The following is a 20,245-nucleotide window of genomic DNA, read 5'->3' as shown; positions in this document are numbered from 1 at the left end:
AAAGCGCTCCCTCCGGATCGCAGATCCAAGCTTGAGTCTGGGGTGGTCGCTTCGCGCGACGCCCGTCGTCCCACGGACCGCTGTGTGCTGGCGGTCGCGCGCGGGGACAGCGGCACGGGAGTGTCTTGGATCGAGTCCGACCCCCGCAAGACGGTCCGGTTGCACACGCAAGGAACTCGCGACCGCGCAGCGCGATCCCCACCCCGCTTTCCAACTGTCTGGCCCCGTACCAGCCGCGTGCACCCGCGCAGGACAGACGGCGATCCCCTAGAATCCGCACCGTCCTCACCCCCCGGAGTCATCGCATGTCCTCATCCCCTCTCGCGTACCGCCGCGTCCTGCTCAAGGTGTCCGGCGAGGCCCTGATGGGAGGAGAGGACTATGGCATCGATCCCAAGGTGATCGGACGTCTTGCCGACGAGGTCATCGAGGCCCAGAAGGCTGGCGCCGAGGTCGGCGTGGTCATCGGCGGCGGCAACATCTTCCGCGGCGCGGGCCTGGCGGCCGGCGGTATGGACCGGGTCACCGGCGACCAGATGGGCATGCTGGCCACCGTGATCAACGCGCTGGCGATGCAGGACGCGCTGGAGAAGCGCGGCGCTCGCGTCCGCGTGATGAGTGCGATCAAGATCAACGACGTCTGCGAGGACTACATCCGCCGCCGCGCGATCCGCCACCTGGAAAAGGGCCGCATCGGGATCTTCGCCGCAGGCACGGGCAATCCGTTCTTCACCACCGATTCGGGCGCCGCGCTGCGCGCGATCGAGATCGGCGCCGACCTGCTGCTCAAGGCGACCAAGGTCGACGGCGTCTACGACGCGGATCCGAAAAAGTTCCCCGATGCCAAACGCTACGACCGCCTGACCTATGACGAAGTGCTCGGCCAGGGCCTCGAAGTGATGGATACCGCGGCCTTCGCGCTGGCCCGCGACTCGGATCTGCCCCTGCGCATTTTCGACATGAGCCAGCCGGGCGTGCTGCTGCGCATCCTGCGGGGCGAGAACATCGGCACGCTGGTGCAGGGCCGCGCCTGATCCGACGCAGTACCCAGACGTCGCTTCGCCGGCGCGCGGCCGGCCCCGTCGCAGGGCCCGGCCGTTTATAATCGGGCGATTCTGCACACGGACCGGGCCCGCTCATGCTCAACGACATCAAGAAAGATACCCAGACCCGCATGGCCAAGAGCGTCGAAGCGCTCAGGCACACGCTGGTCAAGGTGCGCACCGGCCGCGCCACGAGCGCCCTGGTCGACCACATCAAGGTCAACTACCACGGCTCGGAGATGCCGCTGAGCCAGGTCGCCAGCATCTCGGTGTCCGATGCGCGTTCGCTCGTGATCACGCCCTGGGAGAAGCAGATCGTCGGCGCGATCGAGAAGGCGATCCTCGGCTCCGACCTGGGCCTGACCCCGAACACTGCCGGGACCACGATCCGCCTCAACCTGCCCGCGCTGACCGAGGAGCGCCGCAAGGAGCTGTCCAAGGTCGTGCATGGCGAAGGCGAGGACAGCAAGGTGGCGATCCGCAACATCCGCCGCGATGCCAACCAGCAGATCAAGGAGCTCCTGAAGGAGAAGCTGGTGTCGGAGGACGACGTGCGCCGCAGCGAGGACGAAATCCAGAAGATCACCGACTCGGCGATCAAGGACGTCGACGAGGTCGTCAAGGCCAAGGAACAGGAACTGATGACGGTCTGACGGCCCGGCCGCAGTCCGCATGAACGTTTCGACCCCGTCCGCGCCCATACCGCGCCACGTCGCCGTCATCATGGACGGCAACGGGCGTTGGGCGGCCCGCCGCCGGCGCCCGCGCGCGATCGGCCATCGCGCCGGCGCCCGCACAGTGAACCTGTGCATCGATTTCTGCCTCGCGCGTGGCATCGGCGCGCTGACCCTGTTCGCCTTCTCCAGCGAAAACTGGGGGCGTCCGGAGGAGGAAGTCGGCGCGCTGATGAAACTGTTCGTGGGTGCGCTCGACCGTGAAGTGGACGAGCTGCACCGGCGCGGCGTGCGACTGCGCTTCATCGGCGACCGTTGCCGGTTCAGTGAGGCGATCCGCGGCAGGATGGCCGCGGCCGAAGCACGGACCGCCGACAACACTCGGCTGATGCTCACCGTCGCTGCCAGTTACGGCGGCCGTCAGGACATCGCAATGGCCGCGCGCAGCCTTGCCGAAGACGTCGCCGCCGGCCGCCTGCGCCCCGATGAGGTCGACGAGGCCGCGCTCGGCGCGCGCGTGGCATTGGCGGACCTGCCAGCGCCGGATCTGTTCATCCGCACCGGCGGGGACCTGCGCATCAGCAATTTCCTGCTGTGGCAGCTGGCGTATACCGAATTGTGGTTCACCGAAACCCTTTGGCCCGAGCTCGGCATCGAGGAACTGGAGCAGGCGTTGGGGGCGTATGCCTCGCGGGAACGCCGCTTCGGGCTGACCGGCGAGCAGATCGCCAACGCGCAGGACGCAGTGCCCGGGGAGGGCCACTCATGACACGCACCCGGATCCTCGCCGCCCTGCTGATGGCGCCCATCGCCATCGCAGCCGTCCTGTTGCTCAATACGCCGTGGATAGCCGCGGTTTCGGCGATCGTGTTCCTCACCGCGCTATGGGAATGGCTGCGGCTGGCCGACATCGACGACACGCTCGCGCGTACTGCGCTGCTGCTGCTGAACCTGCTGCTGATGGTCGCCGTGGTCTGGGCCTCGGCGACCGGCGGCGGGTCGCTGGTGCTGCTGAAGATGCTGGCGATGGCAGGCGTGGCCTGGTGGCTGCTGGCGACGCTGTGGCTGCGCCACTACGATTTCGCGTCCGACCACGACACCCGGGCGCGTGTGTTCAAGCTCGCTGCCGGCACCCTGGCGGTGATCCCGGCCTGGGCCGCGCTGTGCGTCATCCACGCGGGCGAAAACGGGGGACACGGCAACCGCTGGCTGCTGCTGGCGCTGGCCATCGTGTGGGCCACCGACACCGGCGCCTATTTCACCGGCCGCAAGTTCGGCAAGCACAAGCTGGCGCCGCGGATCAGCCCCAACAAGACCATCGAGGGACTCGTTGGCGGCCTCGTTGCGGGCGTGCTCGTGGCGGTCGCGTTCGCGCCACTGGCCGGCGCCAGCCTCGCGCAGCTGCCGCTGGTCGCCCTGGTCGCGGTGGCGACGGTGCTGGCCTCGGTGGTCGGCGACCTGTTCGAGAGCCTGCTCAAGCGGCACGTGGGGGCCAAGGACTCGGGCACCCTGATCCCCGGCCACGGCGGCGTTCTCGACCGTCTCGACAGCGTGCTGGCGGCGTTGCCGGTGTTCGCCTTCGGGCAGATCTGGCTCGGTTTCTGAAAATGCGGAACGCGACGGCAGACTTTCGCAAGGTTGCGGTGCTGGGCGCCACCGGTTCGATCGGCACCTCGGCGCTGGATGTCGTCGCCCGGCATCCGGACCGCATGCGCGCCAGCGTGCTCGGCGCCGGGCGCGATGTCGACGGACTGGTCGCGCTTTGCGCCGCGCACCGCCCGGACCATGCGGTGATCGCCGATCCCGCCCTGCACGATGCGCTGGCGCAGGGGCTGCGTGATGCGCGGCTCGCGACCACGCCGCACGCAGGCATGGCCGCATTCGATGCGCTCGCCAGTGATGCCGACGCCTGTGACACCGTGGTCGCCGCCATCGTCGGCGCCGCGGGGCTGGATTCCACGCTCGCAGCGCTGCGCGCCGGCAAGCGCGTGCTGCTTGCGAACAAGGAATCACTGGTGCTCGCCGGCGGGCTGATGATGCAGGCCGCGCGCGAGGCCGGTGCGGTGATCGTGCCGATCGACAGCGAACACAATGCGATCCACCAGTGCCTGCCGCCGGGGGGCGACTGTGGCGGTGTGTCCAGGATCATCCTGACCGCATCGGGCGGGCCGTTCCGAGGCCGCAGCCGGGAATCGCTGGCCGATGTCACGCCCGCCCAGGCCATCGCCCATCCCAAATGGTCGATGGGGCCGAAGATCTCGGTCGATTCGGCCACCCTGATGAACAAGGGCCTGGAGTTGATCGAGGCGCACCACCTGTTCGACATGCCCGCCGACCGGCTGGACGTGCTGGTGCATCCGCAGAGTCTGGTGCATTCCTTCGTGGAGTTCGTCGACGGCTCCACCCTCGCCCAGCTTGGCCTCCCCGACATGCGCACTGCGCTGGCGGTAGGACTGGGGCATCCGCACCGCATCGCCTCCGGTGTGCCCGGGCTCGACCTGTTGCGCCACGGCCGGCTGGACTTCGAGGCCCCCGACCACGACGCCTTCCCGTGCCTGGGCCTGGCGCGCGCGGCGCTGGTGGCCGGCGGCACTGCGCCGGCGGTGCTCAACGCAGCCAATGAAATCGCAGTTTCAGCCTTTCTTCAGGGGCAACTGCGTTTTCTGGCCATCCCGGCGCTGGTCGAGCACGTGCTCGCCGCGCTCCCTGCCGCGCCTGCCGCGACGCTGGACGTGTTGCGCGATGCCGACGCACGCGCCCGCGCCGCCGCGACGCAGGCGCTCGAAACCGGCGTGATCCATTGAGCATTCGTGATGTCTGAATTCCTCGGCTCGGTGTGGTGGCTCATCGTCAGCCTCGGCGTGCTGGTGACCTTCCACGAGTTCGGACATTACTGGGTCGCCCGGCGCTGCGGCGTACGCGTGCTGCGGTTCTCGATCGGCTTCGGGCGGCCGCTGTGGTCGCGGCGCGGCAAGGACGGCACCATCTACCAGGTCGCGATGATCCCGCTCGGCGGCTACGTCAAGATGCTCGACGAGCGCGAAGGTCCCGTGCCCGAAGCCGAGGCGCACGCGGCATTCAACCGCGCCTCGGTCTGGAAGCGCATCGCCATCGTCGCGGCCGGGCCGGTCGCGAACCTGGTCCTGTGCGTCGCCCTGCTGTGGGCGATGTTCGTCATCGGAAGGCCGGACTACGCGCCGGTCGTCGGCCAGTCCAGCGGGATTGCCGAGGCCTCGGGCCTGCGCCGGGACGACCGCATCGACGCCGTCGGCGAACGCGCGACCCCCACCTGGATGGAAGTGCAGCTGGCCCTGCTCCCGGCCGCGCTCGACCGCCACGACATCGCGCTGCAGGTGCGCGACGCCGACGACCGGGAGGTCGTCCGCGACCTGCGCCTGTCCACCCTGCCGGCCGACTTCGACCAGCGGCGCATCGCCGCGGCAGTCGGTCTGTGGCCGCGGCACCTGCTGCTGCCGCCGGTGGTGGGGCGCGTCGAGCCCGACTCGGCGGCCTGGGGCATCCTCGCCGAGGGCGACCGCCTGACCGCGATCGACGGCCACCCGGTGCACGCCTTCGAGGACATCGGCCCCCTGGTCCAGGCCCTCGGCGAGCAGGGCGGCCAGGCGATGGTCGAGGTGGAGCGTAACGGCGAGCGGCTCGCCCTCGAGATGGCGCCGCGGCAGATGGAACGTCCTGACGGACGCGGGCGGTACTGGGCCTTCGGAATCGCGCCGCCGCCCAACCTGTCCCTGCCGCCTAAGGATGCGCTGCAGCGCTACGGCCCCCTCGACGCCGTGCCGGCGGCGTTGCGTGAGGTAAGCCACCAGGCCGGCCAACTCGTGGCGATGATCGGACGCGCGTTCACTGGCCGGGTAGCGATCGAGAACACGGTCGCCGGCCCGATCACCATCGCCCGCGCCGCCAATACCTACGCCGGCCAGGGCGCGGCCTGGTACCTGACCATCCTCGCCCTGCTCTCCCTGAGCCTGGCGATCCTGAACCTCCTCCCGATTCCGCTGCTGGATGGGGGGCACCTGTTGTATTACCTTATCGAGTTGGTCAAAGGCAGCCCGGTGAGCGAGCGCACGATGATGGCCGGGCAGTACGTCGGCATGGCCCTGCTGGCCTGCCTGATGGGCCTGGCGTTCTACAACGACATCCTCCAACTCGTCCGCTGACACCTGCCCCGACCCGGCTTCCGCCGCGCCAACGCGCCGGAACCATTCCCCTACCCGGATCCAAAGATGACGCGAATGCCTGACCGCCGAATGCTCGCCCTCGCCCTCGCCACGGTGATCGCCGCACCGGCCTGGGCCCAGTCGACGGCCAATGCACCTGTGGCGGCCGCCGCGCCCGCACTGACGCCACTGGCCCCCGCCAGCGCAAGCAACTTCACCGTCAGCGACATCCGTGTCGACGGCCTGCAGCGCATCGGCGCGGGCACGGTATTCACCTACCTGCCCGTGGAACGCGGCGACACCGTCGACGCATCGCGGATCAGCGATGCGGTGCGTGCGCTCTACCGCACCGGCTTCTTCGAGGACATCCAGGTCGCCCGCCAGGGCGACATCTTGGTGTTCACGGTCAGCGAGCGCCCGGCGATCAACCGCCTGACGCTGACCGGCAACAAGGACATCAAGACCGAGGACCTGACCAAGGGCCTCAACGAGATCGGCCTGTCCGAAGGCGAGACCTTCGACCGTCTGGACCTCGACCGCGTGACCCAGGAACTGGTGCGCCAGTACAACAACCGCGGCAAGTACAACGTACGAATCACGCCGACCGTCTCGCGGCTGGATCGCAACCGGGTCGACATCGCGATCAACGTCGAGGAAGGCAAGGCGGCGAAGATCCGTCACATCAACGTGATCGGCAACGAGACCTTCGATCTCGACACCCTGACCGACAACTGGGAATCGGGCGAGTCCAACTGGCTCAGCTGGTACCGCCGCGACGACCAGTACTCGCGCGAGAAGCTCGAGGGCGACCGCGAGAAGCTGCACAACTTCTACCTCGACCGCGGCTACATCGATTTCAGCGAAGACAGCATCCAGGTCTCGATCAGCCCCGACAAGGCGGACATGTTCATCACCGCCGGCATCACCGAGGGTGAGGTCTACACGGTCTCGGACGTGGAGGTCACCGGAAACACGGTGCTGCCGAAGGAAGAGATCGAGAGCCGCGTGTTCGTGCACGAAGGCCAGGTGTTCTCGCGCGCGCTGCTGGAGCTCAGCTCCGATGCGATCATCGCCACGCTCGGCAACATCGGCTACGCCTTCGCCCAGGTGAATCCGATCCCTGAAGTCGACCGCGAGAACCGCACGGTCGCGATCAATCTGCAGGTCGTGCCGGGCCCGCGGGTGCAGGTCCGCCGCATCCAGTTCAAGGGCAACAGCCGCACCTCCGACGAGGTAATGCGCCGCGAGATGCGCCAGTTCGAGGGCAGCTGGTACTCGCAGGCCGCGATCGACCGCTCCAAGGTCCGTCTGCAGCGGCTGGGATACTTCGAGTCCGGCAGCGTCAATGTCGAAAGCCAGCCCGTGCCGGGCAGCAACGACGAGGTGGACGTGGTCTTCAGCGTCACCGAGACCACGTCGGGCAGCTTCGTGTTCGGCCTGGGGTACTCGCAGCTCGCCGGCGTGACCACATCGGTGCAGCTGTCGCAGAACAACTTCCTCGGCAGCGGCAACCGCGTGTCGGTCGAGGCGCAGCGCAACGTGTATCTGCAGCGCTACTCGTTCTCGTTCATGAATCCGTATTTCACCGACGGCGGCATGTCGCTGGGCTACAACCTGTGGTGGCGCGAGTTCGACAACTCCGAGTTCAACACCGCGCAGTACTCCTCGACCAGCGCGGCGGCCCAGACCATCCTGGGCATTCCGCTGACCGAGAACGACTCGATCTCGCTGCTGTTCGGCATCGACCGCAACCAGATCTTCGCCTGGCGCGGCTCCTCGCCCGAATCCATCGTGAATTACATCGAGGCCTTCGACTCGCGGACCTTCCACGCCTGGCGCAGTGAACTGGCCTGGGCGCGCGATACGCGCAACGATTTCCTGCAGCCCACCCGCGGCATGATGCAGCGCGTCTCGCTCGAGACCACCCTGCCCGGCTCGACCGCCGAGTACTTCAAGCTCAATTACGAGATCTCGAAGTACTGGCCGATCAACCGCCATCTGGTGCTCAACACCCGCGCAGAGCTGGGCTACGGCGACAGCTACGGCAGCGACATCGTGCGCAATGTCTGCTTTACCGCTGGTCAGCAGCCAACCGAGGCCAATCCGAATCCGCCGCCGGCGCCCGCGCCGAGCGATCCGTGCGAGCCAACGTCCAGCGACTACATCCGCACCATCACCGCGAACGGTCTGCCGTTCTACGAGAACTTCTACGCCGGTGGCGCGCGCTCGGTACGCGGTTTCCGTGACAACACGCTCGGCCCGCGCGAGGCCGCGTTCGGCAGCAGCTTCCTGCAGCCGATCGGTGGCGCGGTCAAGACGGTCGGTTCGGCGGAGATGTTCTTCCCGCAGCTGATCAAGTCGCCTGCCGCGCGCATCTCGGCCTTCGTCGACTTCGGAAACGTCTTCAAGGACGTCGATTCGTGGGACGCCAAGGAGCTGCGTGCATCGGCCGGCATCGCGCTGATGTGGCGGGCGCCGGTCGGCCCGATCTCGATCAGCTATGCCTATCCGCTGCGGCAGCAGAAGGAAGTGCGCGGCGGTTCCGGCGAGCTGATCAAGCAGGGTGACGAGGTCGAGCGCCTGCAGTTCACGTTCGGCGGTGCGTTCTGATCCCGGCGCCGCCGATGACCGGAACCGAAACCCGCCACACCGCCGCCGCGCTCGCCGAGCGCTTCGGACTCGCAGTCCATGGCGCGCCCGACACCACAGTGAGTGGTGTCGGCACGCTCGCAGGCGCTACTGAAGACCAGCTGTCGTTCCTGTCCAATCCGCGCTACCGAGCGCAGTTGTCGACGACCCGCGCCGGTATCGTGGTGCTGCGCGAAGCCGACGCGGCAGGATATGCTGGCACCGCGCTGATCGCCCGGGATCCCTATGTCGCGTACGCGAAGATCGCGGCGCTGTTCGAGCCGGCCAGCGATGCCCCGGCGGGCGTGCACGCCTCCGCCGTCATCGATCCCACCGCGCAGATCGACCCGACAGCATCGATCGGTCCTCTGGTCAGCATCGGCGCCCGCAGCGTCGTCGGCGCCGGCGCCAGCATCGGACCCGGCTGCGTGGTGGGCGAAGACTGCGTGGTCGGCGAGGGCAGCCGCCTGATCGCACGCGTCACCCTGGTCACGCGTGTGCGCCTGGGCCGGCGGGTGACCCTCCATCCGGGCGCCGTGCTCGGGGCGGCCGGCTTCGGCCTGGCGATGGACGCCGGCCAGTGGATCAACGTCCCGCAGCTGGGCGGGGTCGTGGTCGGCGACGACAGCGACATCGGCGCCAATACGACCATCGATCGCGGCGCCCTCGACGACACCGTGATCGAGGAGGACGTGCGCCTCGACAACCTGATCCAGGTCGGACACAACGTGCGCATCGGCGCGCATACCGCGGTCGCGGGCTGTGTCGGCATCGCCGGCAGCACGAAGATCGGCCGCTACTGCCTGCTGGCAGGCAAGGTCGGCGTCGCCGGCCATCTCGAAATCTGCGACCGCGTCGTTGTCCATGCGATGACGATGGTGTCGGCTTCAATCACCGAGCCCGGCGAATATTCGGCCGGCATTCCCGCCCAGCCCACGCGCGAGTGGCGGAAGAATGCCGTACGGATCCGCCAGCTCGATTCGCTCGCGCGCCGCGTCACGGCGCTCGGGAAGGGGGAAACATGACGCAGGACGACACCCGGGCAGAGATCACGCTGCCGATCCACATCGACGGCATCCAGGGCCTGTTGCCCCACCGCTATCCGTTCCTGCTGGTCGACCGCGTCGTCGAGTTCGAGCCCGGCAAGCGCGTGCTCTGCTACAAGAATGTCTCGGCCAACGAGCAGTTCTTCCAGGGGCATTTTCCGAGCCAGCCGGTGATGCCAGGCGTGCTGGTGGTCGAAGCGTTGGCCCAGGCCGGCGGCATCCTGTCGCACCTCACCCGGGGCAAGAACCACAATGGCAACCTCTCCTACCTGGTGAAGGTGGACGCGGCGAAGTTCTCGCGCATGGTGGTGCCGGGGGACCGCCTGGAACTCGAGGTCTCGATCAAGCGCGAGATCCGCAACATGACGATGTATTCGGGCATCGCCCGGGTCGACGGCGAACAGGCCGCGTGCGCGGAGATCCTCTGCGCCGAGGTCCCGCGCTGACATGGCCGTGCACATCCACGCCAGCGCGGTCGTCGATCCCGGCGCGAAGCTCGGCGAGGACGTGCGCATCGGTGCGTTCTCGCTGATCGGCCCCGAGGTCGAAATCGGCGACGGGACGATCGTCGGGCCACACTGCAGCATCCACGGGCCCACGCGCATCGGCCAGGGCAACCACATCCACGGTCACGCCGCGATCGGTGGCGAGGCGCAGGACAAGAAATTCGCCGGCGAACGCACCGAGCTCGTGATCGGTGATCGCAACACGATCCGCGAGTTCGTGACGATCAACCGCGGGACCGGCGACGGCGGCGGCGTCACCCGCATCGGCGACGACAACTGGTTCCTCGCCTACACGCACGTCGCCCACGACTGCGTGGTCGGCAACCGCTGCGTGTTCTCCAACAATGCGACGCTCGCCGGTCACGTGACCGTCGGCGACCACGTGATCCTCAGTGGCTTCGTCGGCATCCACCAGTTCTGCCGCATCGGTGCGCATGCGTTCATCGGAATGGGCGCGTTCGTCAATGGCGACGTCCCCCCCTTCGTGATGGTCGCCCAGGACGGCTATGGCCGTCCGCGGGGCGTCAATATCGAAGGTCTCAGGCGCCGCGGCTTCGACAGCGCACGCACCTCGGCGATCAAGCGTGCCTATCGCGCACTGTATGTGTCCGGCGATTCGCTGGCCGACGCGCGCGCACGCCTTGCAGAGATGGCGCAGGACAGCGACGACGTCCATGAATTCCTCGCGTTCATCGAATCGGGCGACCGTCCGCTGCTGCGTTGAGCATCCGAACGCGGCACGGCGAGACGCCGATGCCGCACAATGACGTCGTGCCCGTGTCCGCGCCAACTCCCGTGCCTTCCTCCGCCGACAGCGCCTCCGCGCCGCTGCGCATTGCACTTGTCGCGGGCGAGGCCTCCGGTGACCTTCTCGGCGCGGGCCTGATCGAGCAGCTGCGGGCGCGCCATCCGCAGGCGATCTTTGCCGGCGTCGGCGGCGACTCGATGCGCGCGGCCGGCATGGACACCTGGCACGACGCCTCCGAGCTCGCGGTGATGGGGCTGTCGGAAGTGCTGCGGCACCTGCCGCGCCTGCTGCGCCTGCGCCGCGACCTGCGCGAGCGCCTGCTGCAATGGCGGCCGGACATCTTCGTCGGCATCGACGCTCCCGATTTCAACCTGGGTCTGGAGCGCGCGCTCAAGCAGCGCGGGATCCGCACCGTGCACTACGTGAGCCCGTCGATCTGGGCCTGGCGCCAGGGGCGCGCGGCGAAGATCGGACGCAGCGCAGACCTGGTGCTGTGCCTGTTCCCGATGGAACCGCCGATCTATGCCACCCACGGCGTGGACGCGCGGTTCGTCGGGCACCCGCTGGCGGAGATGCTTGCGCTCGAGCCCGATCGCGCCGCGGCGCGCACAGCGCTCGGACTCGCTGACGACGCACCGGTGCTCGCGGTCCTGCCCGGCTCGCGGCTCGGCGAGATCGCCCGGCTCGGCGAGATCTTCCTCGACGCCGCCGCGCGCGTGGCCGCTGCCCTGCCCGGCCTGCGCATTGTCGTGCCGGCGGCGAATGCATCGTGTCGCGACGCGATCGATGCCCTGCGCGCGCAAACCCGGTTCGCCCATCTCGACATCCGGGTACTCGACGGCCAGGCGCGGACCGCGATGGTCGCCAGCGATGTCGTGCTGCTCGCGTCCGGCACCGCCACGCTCGAGGCGCTGCTGGCCAAGCGGCCAATGGTCGTGGGCTACCGCATTTCGCCGAGCACGGCCTTCGTCGTGCGCCTGCTGAGGCTGATGAAGGTCGACCGCTTCTCGCTGCCCAATGTCCTGGCGGGCCGCACGATCGCGCCGGAGTTCATGCAGGAAGCCTGCACGCCCGAGAACCTGTCGACGGCCGTGCTGCACTGGTTCCGCGATCCACATGCGGCGCAGGCTCTACAGCCCGTCTATCGCGATCTGCATCTGCAACTGCGCCGCGGCGCATCGGCGACCGCTGCCGATGCGGTCGCACGCCTGGCCGTGCCCGCGCTGCCCGCGCCCGGTCCGGGAGCGACGCCATGACCCGGCGCCTGCGCGTTGCCGGTGTCGACGAGGCCGGCCGGGGGCCGCTGGCCGGACCAGTGGTGGTCGCGGCGGTGATCCTGCACCCGAAGCGCCCGATCGACGGTCTGGACGATTCCAAGAAGCTGACCGAGAAGCGCCGCGAGGCGCTGTATCCGCAGATCGTCGAACGGGCGCTTGCATGGCGGGTGGAATTCGTCGATGTCGACGAGATTGACCGCATCAACATCTACCAGGCGACGATGGTCGGCATGGCGCGCGCGGTGCAGGCGCTGGCGCCGGCCGCCGAGCGCGTGCTGGTCGACGGCAACCGCCTGCCACGCGGCCTGCCCTGTCCGGCGCGCGCGATCGTCGGCGGCGATGCGCTCGAGCAGTCGATCATGGCCGCGTCGATCCTGGCCAAGGTAGCGCGCGACCGGGCCATGGTCGCGCTGCATGCGCAGTTTCCGGACTACGGCTTCGACCGGCACAAGGGCTACTGCGCTCCGGCGCATCTGGACGCGCTGATGACCCATGGCCCCTGCGTGCACCACCGGCGGAGTTTCGCGCCGGTGGCGCGGGCGCTCGCGCCGATCCATGCAGAGACGCCGTCCATCCGCGAGCCGCGCATGGACGATCTGTTTCCCGTCCCCGCCTGAAACCAATCGCCCGGCTCAACCGGCCCGGGGCTTGGGCGTGCGCTGGCCGACCCGCAGTCCATCGTGCCTGGGCTTGGGCGGCGGCACGATCACCTTCTTGCTGCGCGCCTCGATGCTGGACGACACCGCGACCTGCGCGGTCTTGGGCGTCACCGGCGCCGCCGGCTTCGTGGCTTTTGCCGCGGCCCCGCTTACAGGCCGCGGAGCGGATGTCGCGGTCTTTCGGGTCGTCGTCATTGCGGTCGCCTCGTGTGAATGCGAAGTCACTCGCGGGTGGAAGTCTGTGCTGGAGCATGCGCCGGTTCGACCAGCCCTGCCCGCTGCAGCACGTCGTCGGTCGCGATTCGGATCGGGGCGATGCCGGCCCCGCGCGCGACCGCGAGCCGTGCGCGTGCCTGGTCCAGTTCGCCCAGCGCCGCATGGATGTCGGCGGTGATCAGCGCGACCTCGCCGATGTCGGCGGCGTCGCGTGCGCGCAGCGTCGCCCGCGCTGCCAGACGCCGTGCCTCGCTCGCGTCACCGGTGTTGGCGCGGTACCAGCCGAGGGCCGCCAGGGTCTGCGGATCGTCGGGCTGCGCCCTGAGATAGCGCTCGGCCTGGATCGCCGCTTCGCGGAACGCATCGCCCGCGCGCGGGCGCGTGGCGGGGTCGGCGAGCAGCGCGTCGCCGAGGTTGCCCCAGACCTGGTGATGCGCAGTGTCGGAAAGCGCCAGCGCCTGCCGGAAGCGGGCTGCCGCGCCGGCATGGTCGCCGTCCTGGTAGAGCAGCGTGCCGAGGTTGCTGAGCGCCGTTTCCGACGGTTCGATCGCCACCCCGCGCTCCAGCGCGGCCTGGGCGCCGGCGTGATCGCCCGCTGCGAGCAGCAACGCGCCGAACGTGTCCCAGTAGTCAGCCTCGCGCGGTTCCAGTGCCACCACGCGGCGATAGGTCGCCACCGCCACTTCCAGTTGGCCCGCGAGATAGGCGTGGTAGCCGAGCTCCGCCTGCAGCGCGGCATCGGTGGGCGCGGCCTGACTCGCGGCCTGCAGCGTCGCCAGCGCACCGCCCACGTCGCCGCGCGCGAATTGCAGCTTCGCCAGGCCCGCCAGCGCGGCGCCGTGCCAGGCCGGGTCGTGTTCGGCCGCGCGGTAATGGTCGGCGGCAGTGTCGGGATCGCCGGCCATGCGGTAGAGATCGCCCAGCGCGAGCCGGACCCGCCCATCGCCCGGATCCATCCGCACCGCACGCAGGCAGGCCGTGCGCGCGGTGTCGAACGCGGCGGGCTGCTTGTGTGCGTCGAACCGCCACAGCTCCACACGGCACAGGCCGGCCTGCGCGCGGGCGAAGCCCGCATCGAGTGCCAGCGCGCGCTCGAAGCCGGCCTCGGCCCGACCGGCGGCCTCGACGTCCATCACCGTCGCCAGCTGTCGCAGTCCGTGCAGGTAGGCGTCGAACGCGGCGACGTTCGCGGTCGGCGTGAGCCGGTGGCCGAGCGCGTCCATCTCGACCGCAGGCACGCTACCCAGCAGGCGGCCGGCAACATCCCGCGCGATCTCCGCCTGGAGGTCGAACAGCGCCGCCAGCGGACGTTCGTAGCTCCGGGTCCAGGCGATGGTGCCGGTCGCCGGATCGACCAGGCGCACATGGATGCGTACGCGGTCGGTATCGCGTCGTACCGAGCCGTCCAGCACCCGGGCAACACCGAGCGACCGGCCGAACGTCCGGTCCGCGACCGGCCCATCCTGCACAGGTGACGCCGCTGCGACCTGCAGGCCGGGCACGCCGGCCAGCGCATCGCGCAGCTCCATCGACAGTCCGGCCGCGAAAACGTCGTCGCGGTCACCCTCGCCCGCGGTTTCGAACGGCAGCACTGCGACGGAGGCGGCCGCGTCCTGTCCGGTCGACGGCACGTCTGGCGTCGTCCACCACGCTGCCGCAGCCACCACCAGTGCGATCGCCGAGGCGATGATGCCCCAGGCGCGGGGTCGCCAGTGGCGGGCGGGCGCCGTGTGCTCCGCATCGACCTGGAGCGCTGAGGCGTCCAGCGTGCCGCCGGTCCCACAGTCCGCAGAAGAGGTCGCCAACGCATCAGTCGTGGGCGGCGCTTCGATCCGCTCGCCGATGAAGCAATAACCGATGCCGTGGCGGGTCTGGATGTAACGGGGCTGGTGCGGGTCGTCTCCCAACGCCTGGCGCAGCTGCGCGATCGCCCGGGTCAGCACGCCGGGCGTGACATGGCGATGCCCCCAGACCGCATCGAGCAGCGCGTCCCGCGTGACCAGCCGGCCCGGCTGGCGCAGCAGTTCCAGCGCCACGGCGAACACCTTCGGCTCGACCTGCACGGGCGCACCCGCACGCAGGATCGTCTGCCCGTCGACGTCGATCTCGACGTCACCAAAGCGGATGGTGCGGGCCGTCAGGACCGCCACCGGGTCGGGCGTGTGACCGGTCATCGCGAATCCATCGCCAGAACCTCGCAAACCACACCGTTGCCTCGCAGGGGCCTCGCGACCTCCCGGAACGCCGGACCGATGCTGGGTCCACCGGGGAACGACCGCGATACCGGATCTTACGCGGCTTCTCTCCGGGGCACGAAACACCCTCGACCCGGCCTCACGCCCACCACGGCACGGCCACCAACGGAGATACGAACATGCCTGTGCAACTGAAAGCCACCCGCGACTTCAGCATCGACACCATCCGCTTCGACCCGACAACCGGCCCCCGCGCCGGCGGCGTCATCGCCATCCGCAGACTGGTCGCCCAGGGACGCCAGCGCATCATGAGCGAATGGCTGCAGGCCCAGGGCGCCCGGTCGGCGGTGGGCCTGCCCGTCAACGCCCAGTTCCCCACCTACCATCGCAACGGCCGCTTGTACGTGGAGTTCCGCGGTGGACGCATGTCCACCAGCCTGCACGAGGGCGGCGCTGTCACCTTCGAACCGTCCGGCCGCGTACGTGTGACGCTTGAAGGTTATGGCCTGGACATCCGGCAGGAAAAGGGCGACGAGCTGTACGGCACGGTCGTCGCGAATCTCGGCAGCCAGGGCTACACCAGGTCCTGGGACCTGCCGGAGGTGACCCTGGGGCCGGACACGAAGAACCGCATCTACAACAAAGGCATCGTCCTCTACGAGGGCCCCCCGGCCGACCTCAACCTGGTGCTGCAGATCGTCGAACACGATCACGGCGACCGCGCGAAGGTCAGGCAGGAGGTGAAGCGCCGGGTCGGACAGGTGTTCGAGACCGCAGCCTCCGCCGCTGGCGGCGCCGCGGGCGGTGCGGTCGGCAGCGCCTTGTCGTCGCTGCAGTCCGAGAGCAACGCCGCCGGCAGCCTGGTGTCGTGGCTGATCGGCGAAGCCGGCGGACTGGTGGCGGACGTGCTGGGGCTGGGCGATGACCCCTACAACCCCGGCGGCCTGACCATCGGCGCACACGAGATGATCAACATCCCGGGCGAGCAGACCTACAAGTGCGGGACCGATCCCCGCCGACTTCACTACACCCAGCGCTTGGCACTCAGCGGCAAGGACGACGGCGGCGACGTCGGCTGGATCTCGGCGCTGGTCCGGGTGACCCGGCTCTGAGCCGGACAAGGCGCTGATGTCCTGACCGGCTGCAAGCGCAGCTGCAAATTAGACGACCGCTGGGGGGGCAATCCCGGCAGTCGTTTCCGTATCGGACGCGTTGCCTGCGTCCCGTAACGGAGGCGCGCCGTCAATCCCCCCAGCCTCTGCTCCTGACACGTGCCGACGCGCGTCTGCAACGAAATCGGGCGTCGGCCTGAACGTTGGCGCAGCCGCGGACAGGTGCCACCCGCGCCGCGCCGGCACGCCGATGCTGTCAAGCCTTGTCCGCCCCGGGCCCCGGCCCTAACCTGACCTTCCGGCCGCCTCGCTGACGCAATGCCCGCGCGCTTCGTTCATCTTCACGTCCACAGCGAATACTCGCTCTCCGATTCGACGATCCGGATCAAGGAGCTGGTCAAACGCTGCGCGGCGCTCGACCAGCCCTCGGTCGCGCTGACCGACCGCAACAACCTGTTCGCGCTGGTGAAGTTCTACCGCGCGGCCGAGGGCGCCGGCATCAAGCCGGTGATGGGCGCGGACATTTCGATCGCCGAAGGCGACGAGCCGGCATCCACGCTGACCCTGCTGTGCCGCAACCACGACGGCTACCTGTCGCTGTCGCGCCTGCTCACGCGCGCGTGGATGGAGGGCCATCGCACCGATGGCGTGGTGGTGCGTCCCGAATGGCTGCGCGAAGCGAATGCCGGCCTGTTCGCCATCACCGGCCGCCACGGGCCGGCCGCGAAACTGCTCACCGGCGGTCGCGACGATCTCGCGCGCCAGTGGTATGCGCAGTGGCGCGAGGTCTTCGACGACCGCCTGTTCCTGCAGCTCGCCCGCTGCGGCTTCGAAGACGAGGCGGTGCACAACGCGCTGGCGTTGCAGGTTTCGTCGGATCTCTCGCTGCCGGTGATCGCCGGCAACGACGTGCGCTTCCTCGACGCCGAAGGATTCGACGCGCACGAGGCGCGCGTGTGCATTTCGACCGGTCGGGTACTCGACGATCCACGTCGCCCGAAGCTCTATACGCGCGAGCAGTACCTGAAGTCGGCCGAGGAGATGGCCGCGCTGTTCTCCGACGTGCCCGACGCGATCGACAACACGCTCGCGCTCGCCCAGCGCTGCAACCTGGAACTGCGCCTGGGCACCTACTACCTGCCCGCGTATCCGGTGCCCGACGAGCACACGCTCGACACCTGGATCCGGTCGCAATCGCACGAAGGTCTCGAGGAGCGCCTGGCGAAATATCCGCTCGCCCCGGGGCATACCCGCGAGAGCTACATCGAACGCCTCGACGTCGAGCTCGACGTCATCTGCAAGATGGGCTTCCCGGGCTACTTCCTGATCGTCTCGGACTTCATCAAGTGGGCCAAGGACCACGACATTCCGGTCGGTCCAGGCCGCGGCTCCGGCGCCGGCTCGCTGGTGGCCTGGGCGCTGAAGATCACCGATCTCGACCCGCTTCCCTACGACCTGCTGTTCGAGCGCTTCCTCAATCCCGAACGCGTGTCGATGCCCGACTTCGACATCGACTTCTGCATGGATCGCCGCGACGAGGTCATCGACTACGTCGCCGCGAAGTACGGCCGCGACCGCGTCAGCCAGATCATCACCTACGGCACGATGGCGGCGAAGGCCGTGGTGCGCGACACCGGCCGCGTGCTGGGATTCCCGTACGGCATGGTCGACGGCATTTCCAAGCTGGTGCCGATGACGCTGGGCATCGGCCTTGAGGACGCGCTGGGTCGCACCGAGAAGTCGCGCAGCGACGATGCCTGGCGCTCCGACGAGCTGATCGCCCGCTACAACGACGAGGACGATGTCCGCGACCTGCTCGATCTCGCCCTGCAGCTCGAGGACCTGACCCGCAACGCCGGCAAGCACGCCGGCGGCGTGGTCATCGCACCGTCACCGCTGTCGGATTTCTGCCCGCTGTTCGCCGAACACGACGAAGGCGGGCGTGGCCGCAACCCGGTCACCCAGTTCGACAAGGACGATGTCGAGACGATCGGCCTGGTGAAGTTCGACTTCCTTGGCCTGCGCACACTCACGATCATCGACTGGGCGGTCAAGGCGATCAACGTGCGCCGCGCGGCGGCGGGCGAGGATGCGCTCGACATCGCCGCACTGCCGCTCGATGACGTCGAGAGCTACAAGCTGTTCGCGCGCGGCGACACCGTCGCGGTGTTCCAGTTCGAATCGCGCGGCATGCGCGAACTGCTCAAGCGCGCCCAGCCCGACACCTTCGAGGACATCATCGCGCTCGCCGCGCTGTTCCGTCCCGGCCCGCTGGGCTCGGGGATGGACAAGGAATGGGTGGACCGCAAGCACGGCCGCACCGAGGTGAGCTATCCGCATCCCTCGCTCGAGCCGGTGCTCTCGCCGACCTACGGCGTCATCGTCTACCAGGAGCAGGTGATGCAGATCGCCCAGGTCCTGGCCGGCTATTCGCTGGGCGGCGCCGATCTGCTGCGTCGCGCGATGGGCAAGAAGAAGGCCGAGGAGATGGCCAAGGAGCGCGCCAAGTTCGAGGCCGGCGCGGCCGCGAACGGCGTCGACCCGCGCGTGGCGAGCTCGATCTTCGACCTGATGGAGAAGTTCGCCGAGTACGGCTTCAACAAGTCGCACTCCGCCGCCTACGCGCTGGTGGCTTACCAGACCGCATGGCTGAAGGTGCACTACCCGGCCGAGTTCATGGCCGCGGTGCTCTCGTCGGACATGGACAACACCGACAAGGTCACCGGCTTTCTCACCGAAGCGCGGACGATGGGCCTGGAAGTGCTGCCGCCGGACGTCAACGCCTCGGCCTACATGTTCGAGGCGATCGACCCCAGGACCATCCGCTATGGGCTGGGCGCGGTCAAAGGCGTGGGCCGCGGCGCCTGCGAGAACATCGTCGAGGCGCGTGTGCAGGGCGGCGTGTTCCCCGACCTGCTGGATTTCTGCCGCCGCGTGGATTCCTCGCGGCTCAACAAGCGCACGCTCGAAGCCCTGATCAACGCCGGCGCGCTCGACGCACTGGGCAAGAACCGCGCCTCGCTGATGCTGCAGCTGCCCGAAGCGGTCAAGGCCACCGACCAGCTCGCACGCAACCGCAGCGCCGGCATCGTCGACATGTTCGGCAGCAGCAGCAGCGGCGATGGCGACGTGCTGCATATCGACCTGCCCGAATGCGAGGAATGGTCCCTCAAGCAGCGCCTCGACGGCGAGCGCGACACGCTCGGCCACTACCTCAGCGGGCATCCGCTCGATCCGTATCGCGAGGAATTGCAGGCACTGGTGGGCACCGACCTGGGCCAGCTCGACAGCCTGTGGGCCGCGCGCGACACCAAGGGTGGCGGCAACAGCTGGCGCCCGGAAACCCATGTCATCGTCGCCGGCCAGGTCACCTCGATGCGCAAGCGCGGCGATTCCCAGGCCTTCGTGCTGCTCGAGGACGGGCGCGGGCGGCTGGAATGCGGATTCTTCGCAGACGCCAGCGCCGAGTACGCACACCTGCTCACCCGCGATCGTGTGCTGATCGTGGAGGGCGGCCTGCGCGAGGACGAGTTCAGCGGCGGCTTCGCGCTGCGGGTCAAACGCTGCTGGGATTTCCACGCCGTCTGCCCGGAACACGCACGCCGCCTGTCGCTGCGCCTGGACCTGCGCGTGCCCGGCACATTGGCGCGCGTCGAACAACTGCTGGCCCAGCATCGCCCCGGGCGCACGCCGCTGCGGCTGGATCTGCTGCTCCCCGCCGGCAGCGCCGGCACCCTCGACGTCAACGGCAGCCAGTCGGTGCGCGTGGACGCGGAGCTGCCCGGCACCCTGCGTGCCCAGCCCGGAGTCCGCATCGCCCGCATCGACATCGCCAAGCCCTGGGCGAACTGAGCGGGTCCGGCCAACATCCGTCATCTTGCGGCGATCTGCGTTCCGGACGCCCTCGTACGGCCCCATCCGACGCGCTCGGCTAAACTGTCGGCCCTCCGGCCAGGCCGGACC

16 protein-coding genes are annotated in these 20,245 nt (G+C 68.9%); 14 read left to right on the top strand and 2 right to left on the bottom strand.

Annotated features, from left to right (window positions below; all coding sequences use genetic code 11):
• Window positions 1–305 precede the first annotated feature (305 nt).
• The 12 genes from pyrH to rnhB all read left to right on the top strand — a co-directional run bounded on the left by pyrH (window position 306) and on the right by rnhB (window position 12,717).
• Window positions 306–1,034, top strand: coding sequence for a UMP kinase (gene pyrH, locus EGK76_RS03795; RefSeq protein WP_096299036.1), 729 nt, complete (start codon window positions 306–308; stop codon window positions 1,032–1,034).
• 104 nt (window positions 1,035–1,138) lie between these two features.
• A complete protein-coding gene (gene frr / locus EGK76_RS03790) occupies window positions 1,139–1,696 on the top strand; it encodes a ribosome recycling factor (protein WP_096299037.1) in 558 nt (185 codons plus the stop codon).
• 19 nt (window positions 1,697–1,715) lie between these two features.
• Entirely contained in the window at window positions 1,716–2,486 is a 771-nt protein-coding gene (gene uppS, locus EGK76_RS03785) for a polyprenyl diphosphate synthase (RefSeq protein WP_123831700.1), read from the top strand.
• Window positions 2,483–3,322, top strand: coding sequence for a phosphatidate cytidylyltransferase (locus EGK76_RS03780; protein ID WP_096299039.1), 840 nt, complete (start codon window positions 2,483–2,485; stop codon window positions 3,320–3,322). The genes uppS and EGK76_RS03780 overlap by 4 nt, the downstream gene beginning before the upstream one ends.
• A gap of 2 nt (window positions 3,323–3,324) precedes the next feature.
• Window positions 3,325–4,521, top strand: coding sequence for a 1-deoxy-D-xylulose-5-phosphate reductoisomerase (dxr, locus tag EGK76_RS03775; RefSeq protein ID WP_123831699.1), 1,197 nt, complete (start codon window positions 3,325–3,327; stop codon window positions 4,519–4,521).
• 9 nt (window positions 4,522–4,530) lie between these two features.
• On the top strand, window positions 4,531–5,895 hold the full coding sequence (rseP, locus tag EGK76_RS03770; protein ID WP_123831698.1) for an RIP metalloprotease RseP: 1,365 nt from the start codon (window positions 4,531–4,533) through the stop codon (window positions 5,893–5,895).
• A gap of 66 nt (window positions 5,896–5,961) precedes the next feature.
• Complete coding sequence (gene bamA / locus EGK76_RS03765) at window positions 5,962–8,505, top strand: outer membrane protein assembly factor BamA (protein WP_123831697.1); 2,544 nt, start codon at window positions 5,962–5,964, stop codon at window positions 8,503–8,505.
• A gap of 14 nt (window positions 8,506–8,519) precedes the next feature.
• Entirely contained in the window at window positions 8,520–9,548 is a 1,029-nt protein-coding gene (lpxD, locus tag EGK76_RS03760) for a UDP-3-O-(3-hydroxymyristoyl)glucosamine N-acyltransferase (RefSeq protein WP_123831696.1), read from the top strand.
• Window positions 9,545–10,015 carry a 3-hydroxyacyl-ACP dehydratase FabZ gene (gene fabZ, locus EGK76_RS03755; RefSeq protein WP_096299048.1) on the top strand — a complete coding sequence of 157 codons (471 nt, stop codon included), beginning with the start codon at window positions 9,545–9,547 and terminating at the stop codon, window positions 10,013–10,015. The genes lpxD and fabZ overlap by 4 nt, the downstream gene beginning before the upstream one ends.
• Before the next feature lies 1 nt (window position 10,016).
• Window positions 10,017–10,799: an acyl-ACP--UDP-N-acetylglucosamine O-acyltransferase gene (gene lpxA / locus EGK76_RS03750; protein WP_096299050.1), complete on the top strand. Its 783-nt coding sequence runs from the start codon at window positions 10,017–10,019 to the stop codon at window positions 10,797–10,799.
• A 29-nt stretch (window positions 10,800–10,828) separates the two neighbouring features.
• A complete protein-coding gene (gene lpxB, locus EGK76_RS03745; protein WP_123831695.1) occupies window positions 10,829–12,079 on the top strand; it encodes a lipid-A-disaccharide synthase in 1,251 nt (416 codons plus the stop codon).
• Window positions 12,076–12,717, top strand: a complete 642-nt coding sequence (gene rnhB, locus EGK76_RS03740) for a ribonuclease HII (protein ID WP_123831694.1) — start codon at window positions 12,076–12,078, stop codon at window positions 12,715–12,717. The genes lpxB and rnhB overlap by 4 nt, the downstream gene beginning before the upstream one ends.
• Before the next feature lie 15 nt (window positions 12,718–12,732).
• Here the strand turns inward: rnhB and EGK76_RS03735 are convergent, their stop codons facing one another.
• The gene (locus EGK76_RS03735; RefSeq protein WP_123831693.1) at window positions 12,733–12,954 is read right to left on the bottom strand and encodes a hypothetical protein; all 222 of its coding nucleotides are present in this window, start codon (window positions 12,952–12,954) and stop codon (window positions 12,733–12,735) included.
• Window positions 12,955–12,980: 26 nt separating this feature from the next.
• A complete protein-coding gene (locus EGK76_RS03730; RefSeq protein ID WP_123831692.1) occupies window positions 12,981–15,149 on the bottom strand; it encodes a tetratricopeptide repeat protein in 2,169 nt (722 codons plus the stop codon).
• A gap of 200 nt (window positions 15,150–15,349) precedes the next feature.
• Between EGK76_RS03730 and EGK76_RS03725 the strand changes: the two genes are divergently transcribed.
• On the top strand, window positions 15,350–16,282 hold the full coding sequence (locus EGK76_RS03725) for a hypothetical protein (RefSeq protein WP_123831691.1): 933 nt from the start codon (window positions 15,350–15,352) through the stop codon (window positions 16,280–16,282).
• Window positions 16,283–16,600: 318 nt separating this feature from the next.
• Window positions 16,601–20,134 (top strand): DNA polymerase III subunit alpha, encoded by a 3,534-nt coding sequence (gene dnaE / locus EGK76_RS03720; protein WP_123831690.1) that lies wholly within the window; start codon window positions 16,601–16,603, stop codon window positions 20,132–20,134.
• Window positions 20,135–20,245: the final 111 nt, after the last annotated feature.

It is taken from the genome of Luteimonas sp. 100069 (genome assembly GCF_003813845.1).
In the GTDB taxonomy this organism is placed as follows: Bacteria; Pseudomonadota; Gammaproteobacteria; order Xanthomonadales; family Xanthomonadaceae; genus Luteimonas; species Luteimonas chenhongjianii.
The sequence above is the reverse complement of the archived record's forward strand: the minus strand, read 5'-3'. Positions and strand labels throughout refer to the sequence as shown.

Coding starts and splice junctions, on each gene's coding strand:
- pyrH (WP_096299036.1), top strand. CDS start 306: ATGTCCTCATCCCCTCTCGCGTACCGCCGCGTCCTGCTCAAGGTGTCC.
- frr (WP_096299037.1), top strand. CDS start 1,139: ATGCTCAACGACATCAAGAAAGATACCCAGACCCGCATGGCCAAGAGC.
- uppS (WP_123831700.1), top strand. CDS start 1,716: ATGAACGTTTCGACCCCGTCCGCGCCCATACCGCGCCACGTCGCCGTC.
- EGK76_RS03780 (WP_096299039.1), top strand. CDS start 2,483: ATGACACGCACCCGGATCCTCGCCGCCCTGCTGATGGCGCCCATCGCC.
- dxr (WP_123831699.1), top strand. CDS start 3,325: ATGCGGAACGCGACGGCAGACTTTCGCAAGGTTGCGGTGCTGGGCGCC.
- rseP (WP_123831698.1), top strand. CDS start 4,531: ATGTCTGAATTCCTCGGCTCGGTGTGGTGGCTCATCGTCAGCCTCGGC.
- bamA (WP_123831697.1), top strand. CDS start 5,962: ATGACGCGAATGCCTGACCGCCGAATGCTCGCCCTCGCCCTCGCCACG.
- lpxD (WP_123831696.1), top strand. CDS start 8,520: ATGACCGGAACCGAAACCCGCCACACCGCCGCCGCGCTCGCCGAGCGC.
- fabZ (WP_096299048.1), top strand. CDS start 9,545: ATGACGCAGGACGACACCCGGGCAGAGATCACGCTGCCGATCCACATC.
- lpxA (WP_096299050.1), top strand. CDS start 10,017: ATGGCCGTGCACATCCACGCCAGCGCGGTCGTCGATCCCGGCGCGAAG.
- lpxB (WP_123831695.1), top strand. CDS start 10,829: ATGCCGCACAATGACGTCGTGCCCGTGTCCGCGCCAACTCCCGTGCCT.
- rnhB (WP_123831694.1), top strand. CDS start 12,076: ATGACCCGGCGCCTGCGCGTTGCCGGTGTCGACGAGGCCGGCCGGGGG.
- EGK76_RS03735 (WP_123831693.1), bottom strand. CDS start 12,954: ATGACGACGACCCGAAAGACCGCGACATCCGCTCCGCGGCCTGTAAGC.
- EGK76_RS03730 (WP_123831692.1), bottom strand. CDS start 15,149: ATGACCGGTCACACGCCCGACCCGGTGGCGGTCCTGACGGCCCGCACC.
- EGK76_RS03725 (WP_123831691.1), top strand. CDS start 15,350: ATGCCTGTGCAACTGAAAGCCACCCGCGACTTCAGCATCGACACCATC.
- dnaE (WP_123831690.1), top strand. CDS start 16,601: ATGCCCGCGCGCTTCGTTCATCTTCACGTCCACAGCGAATACTCGCTC.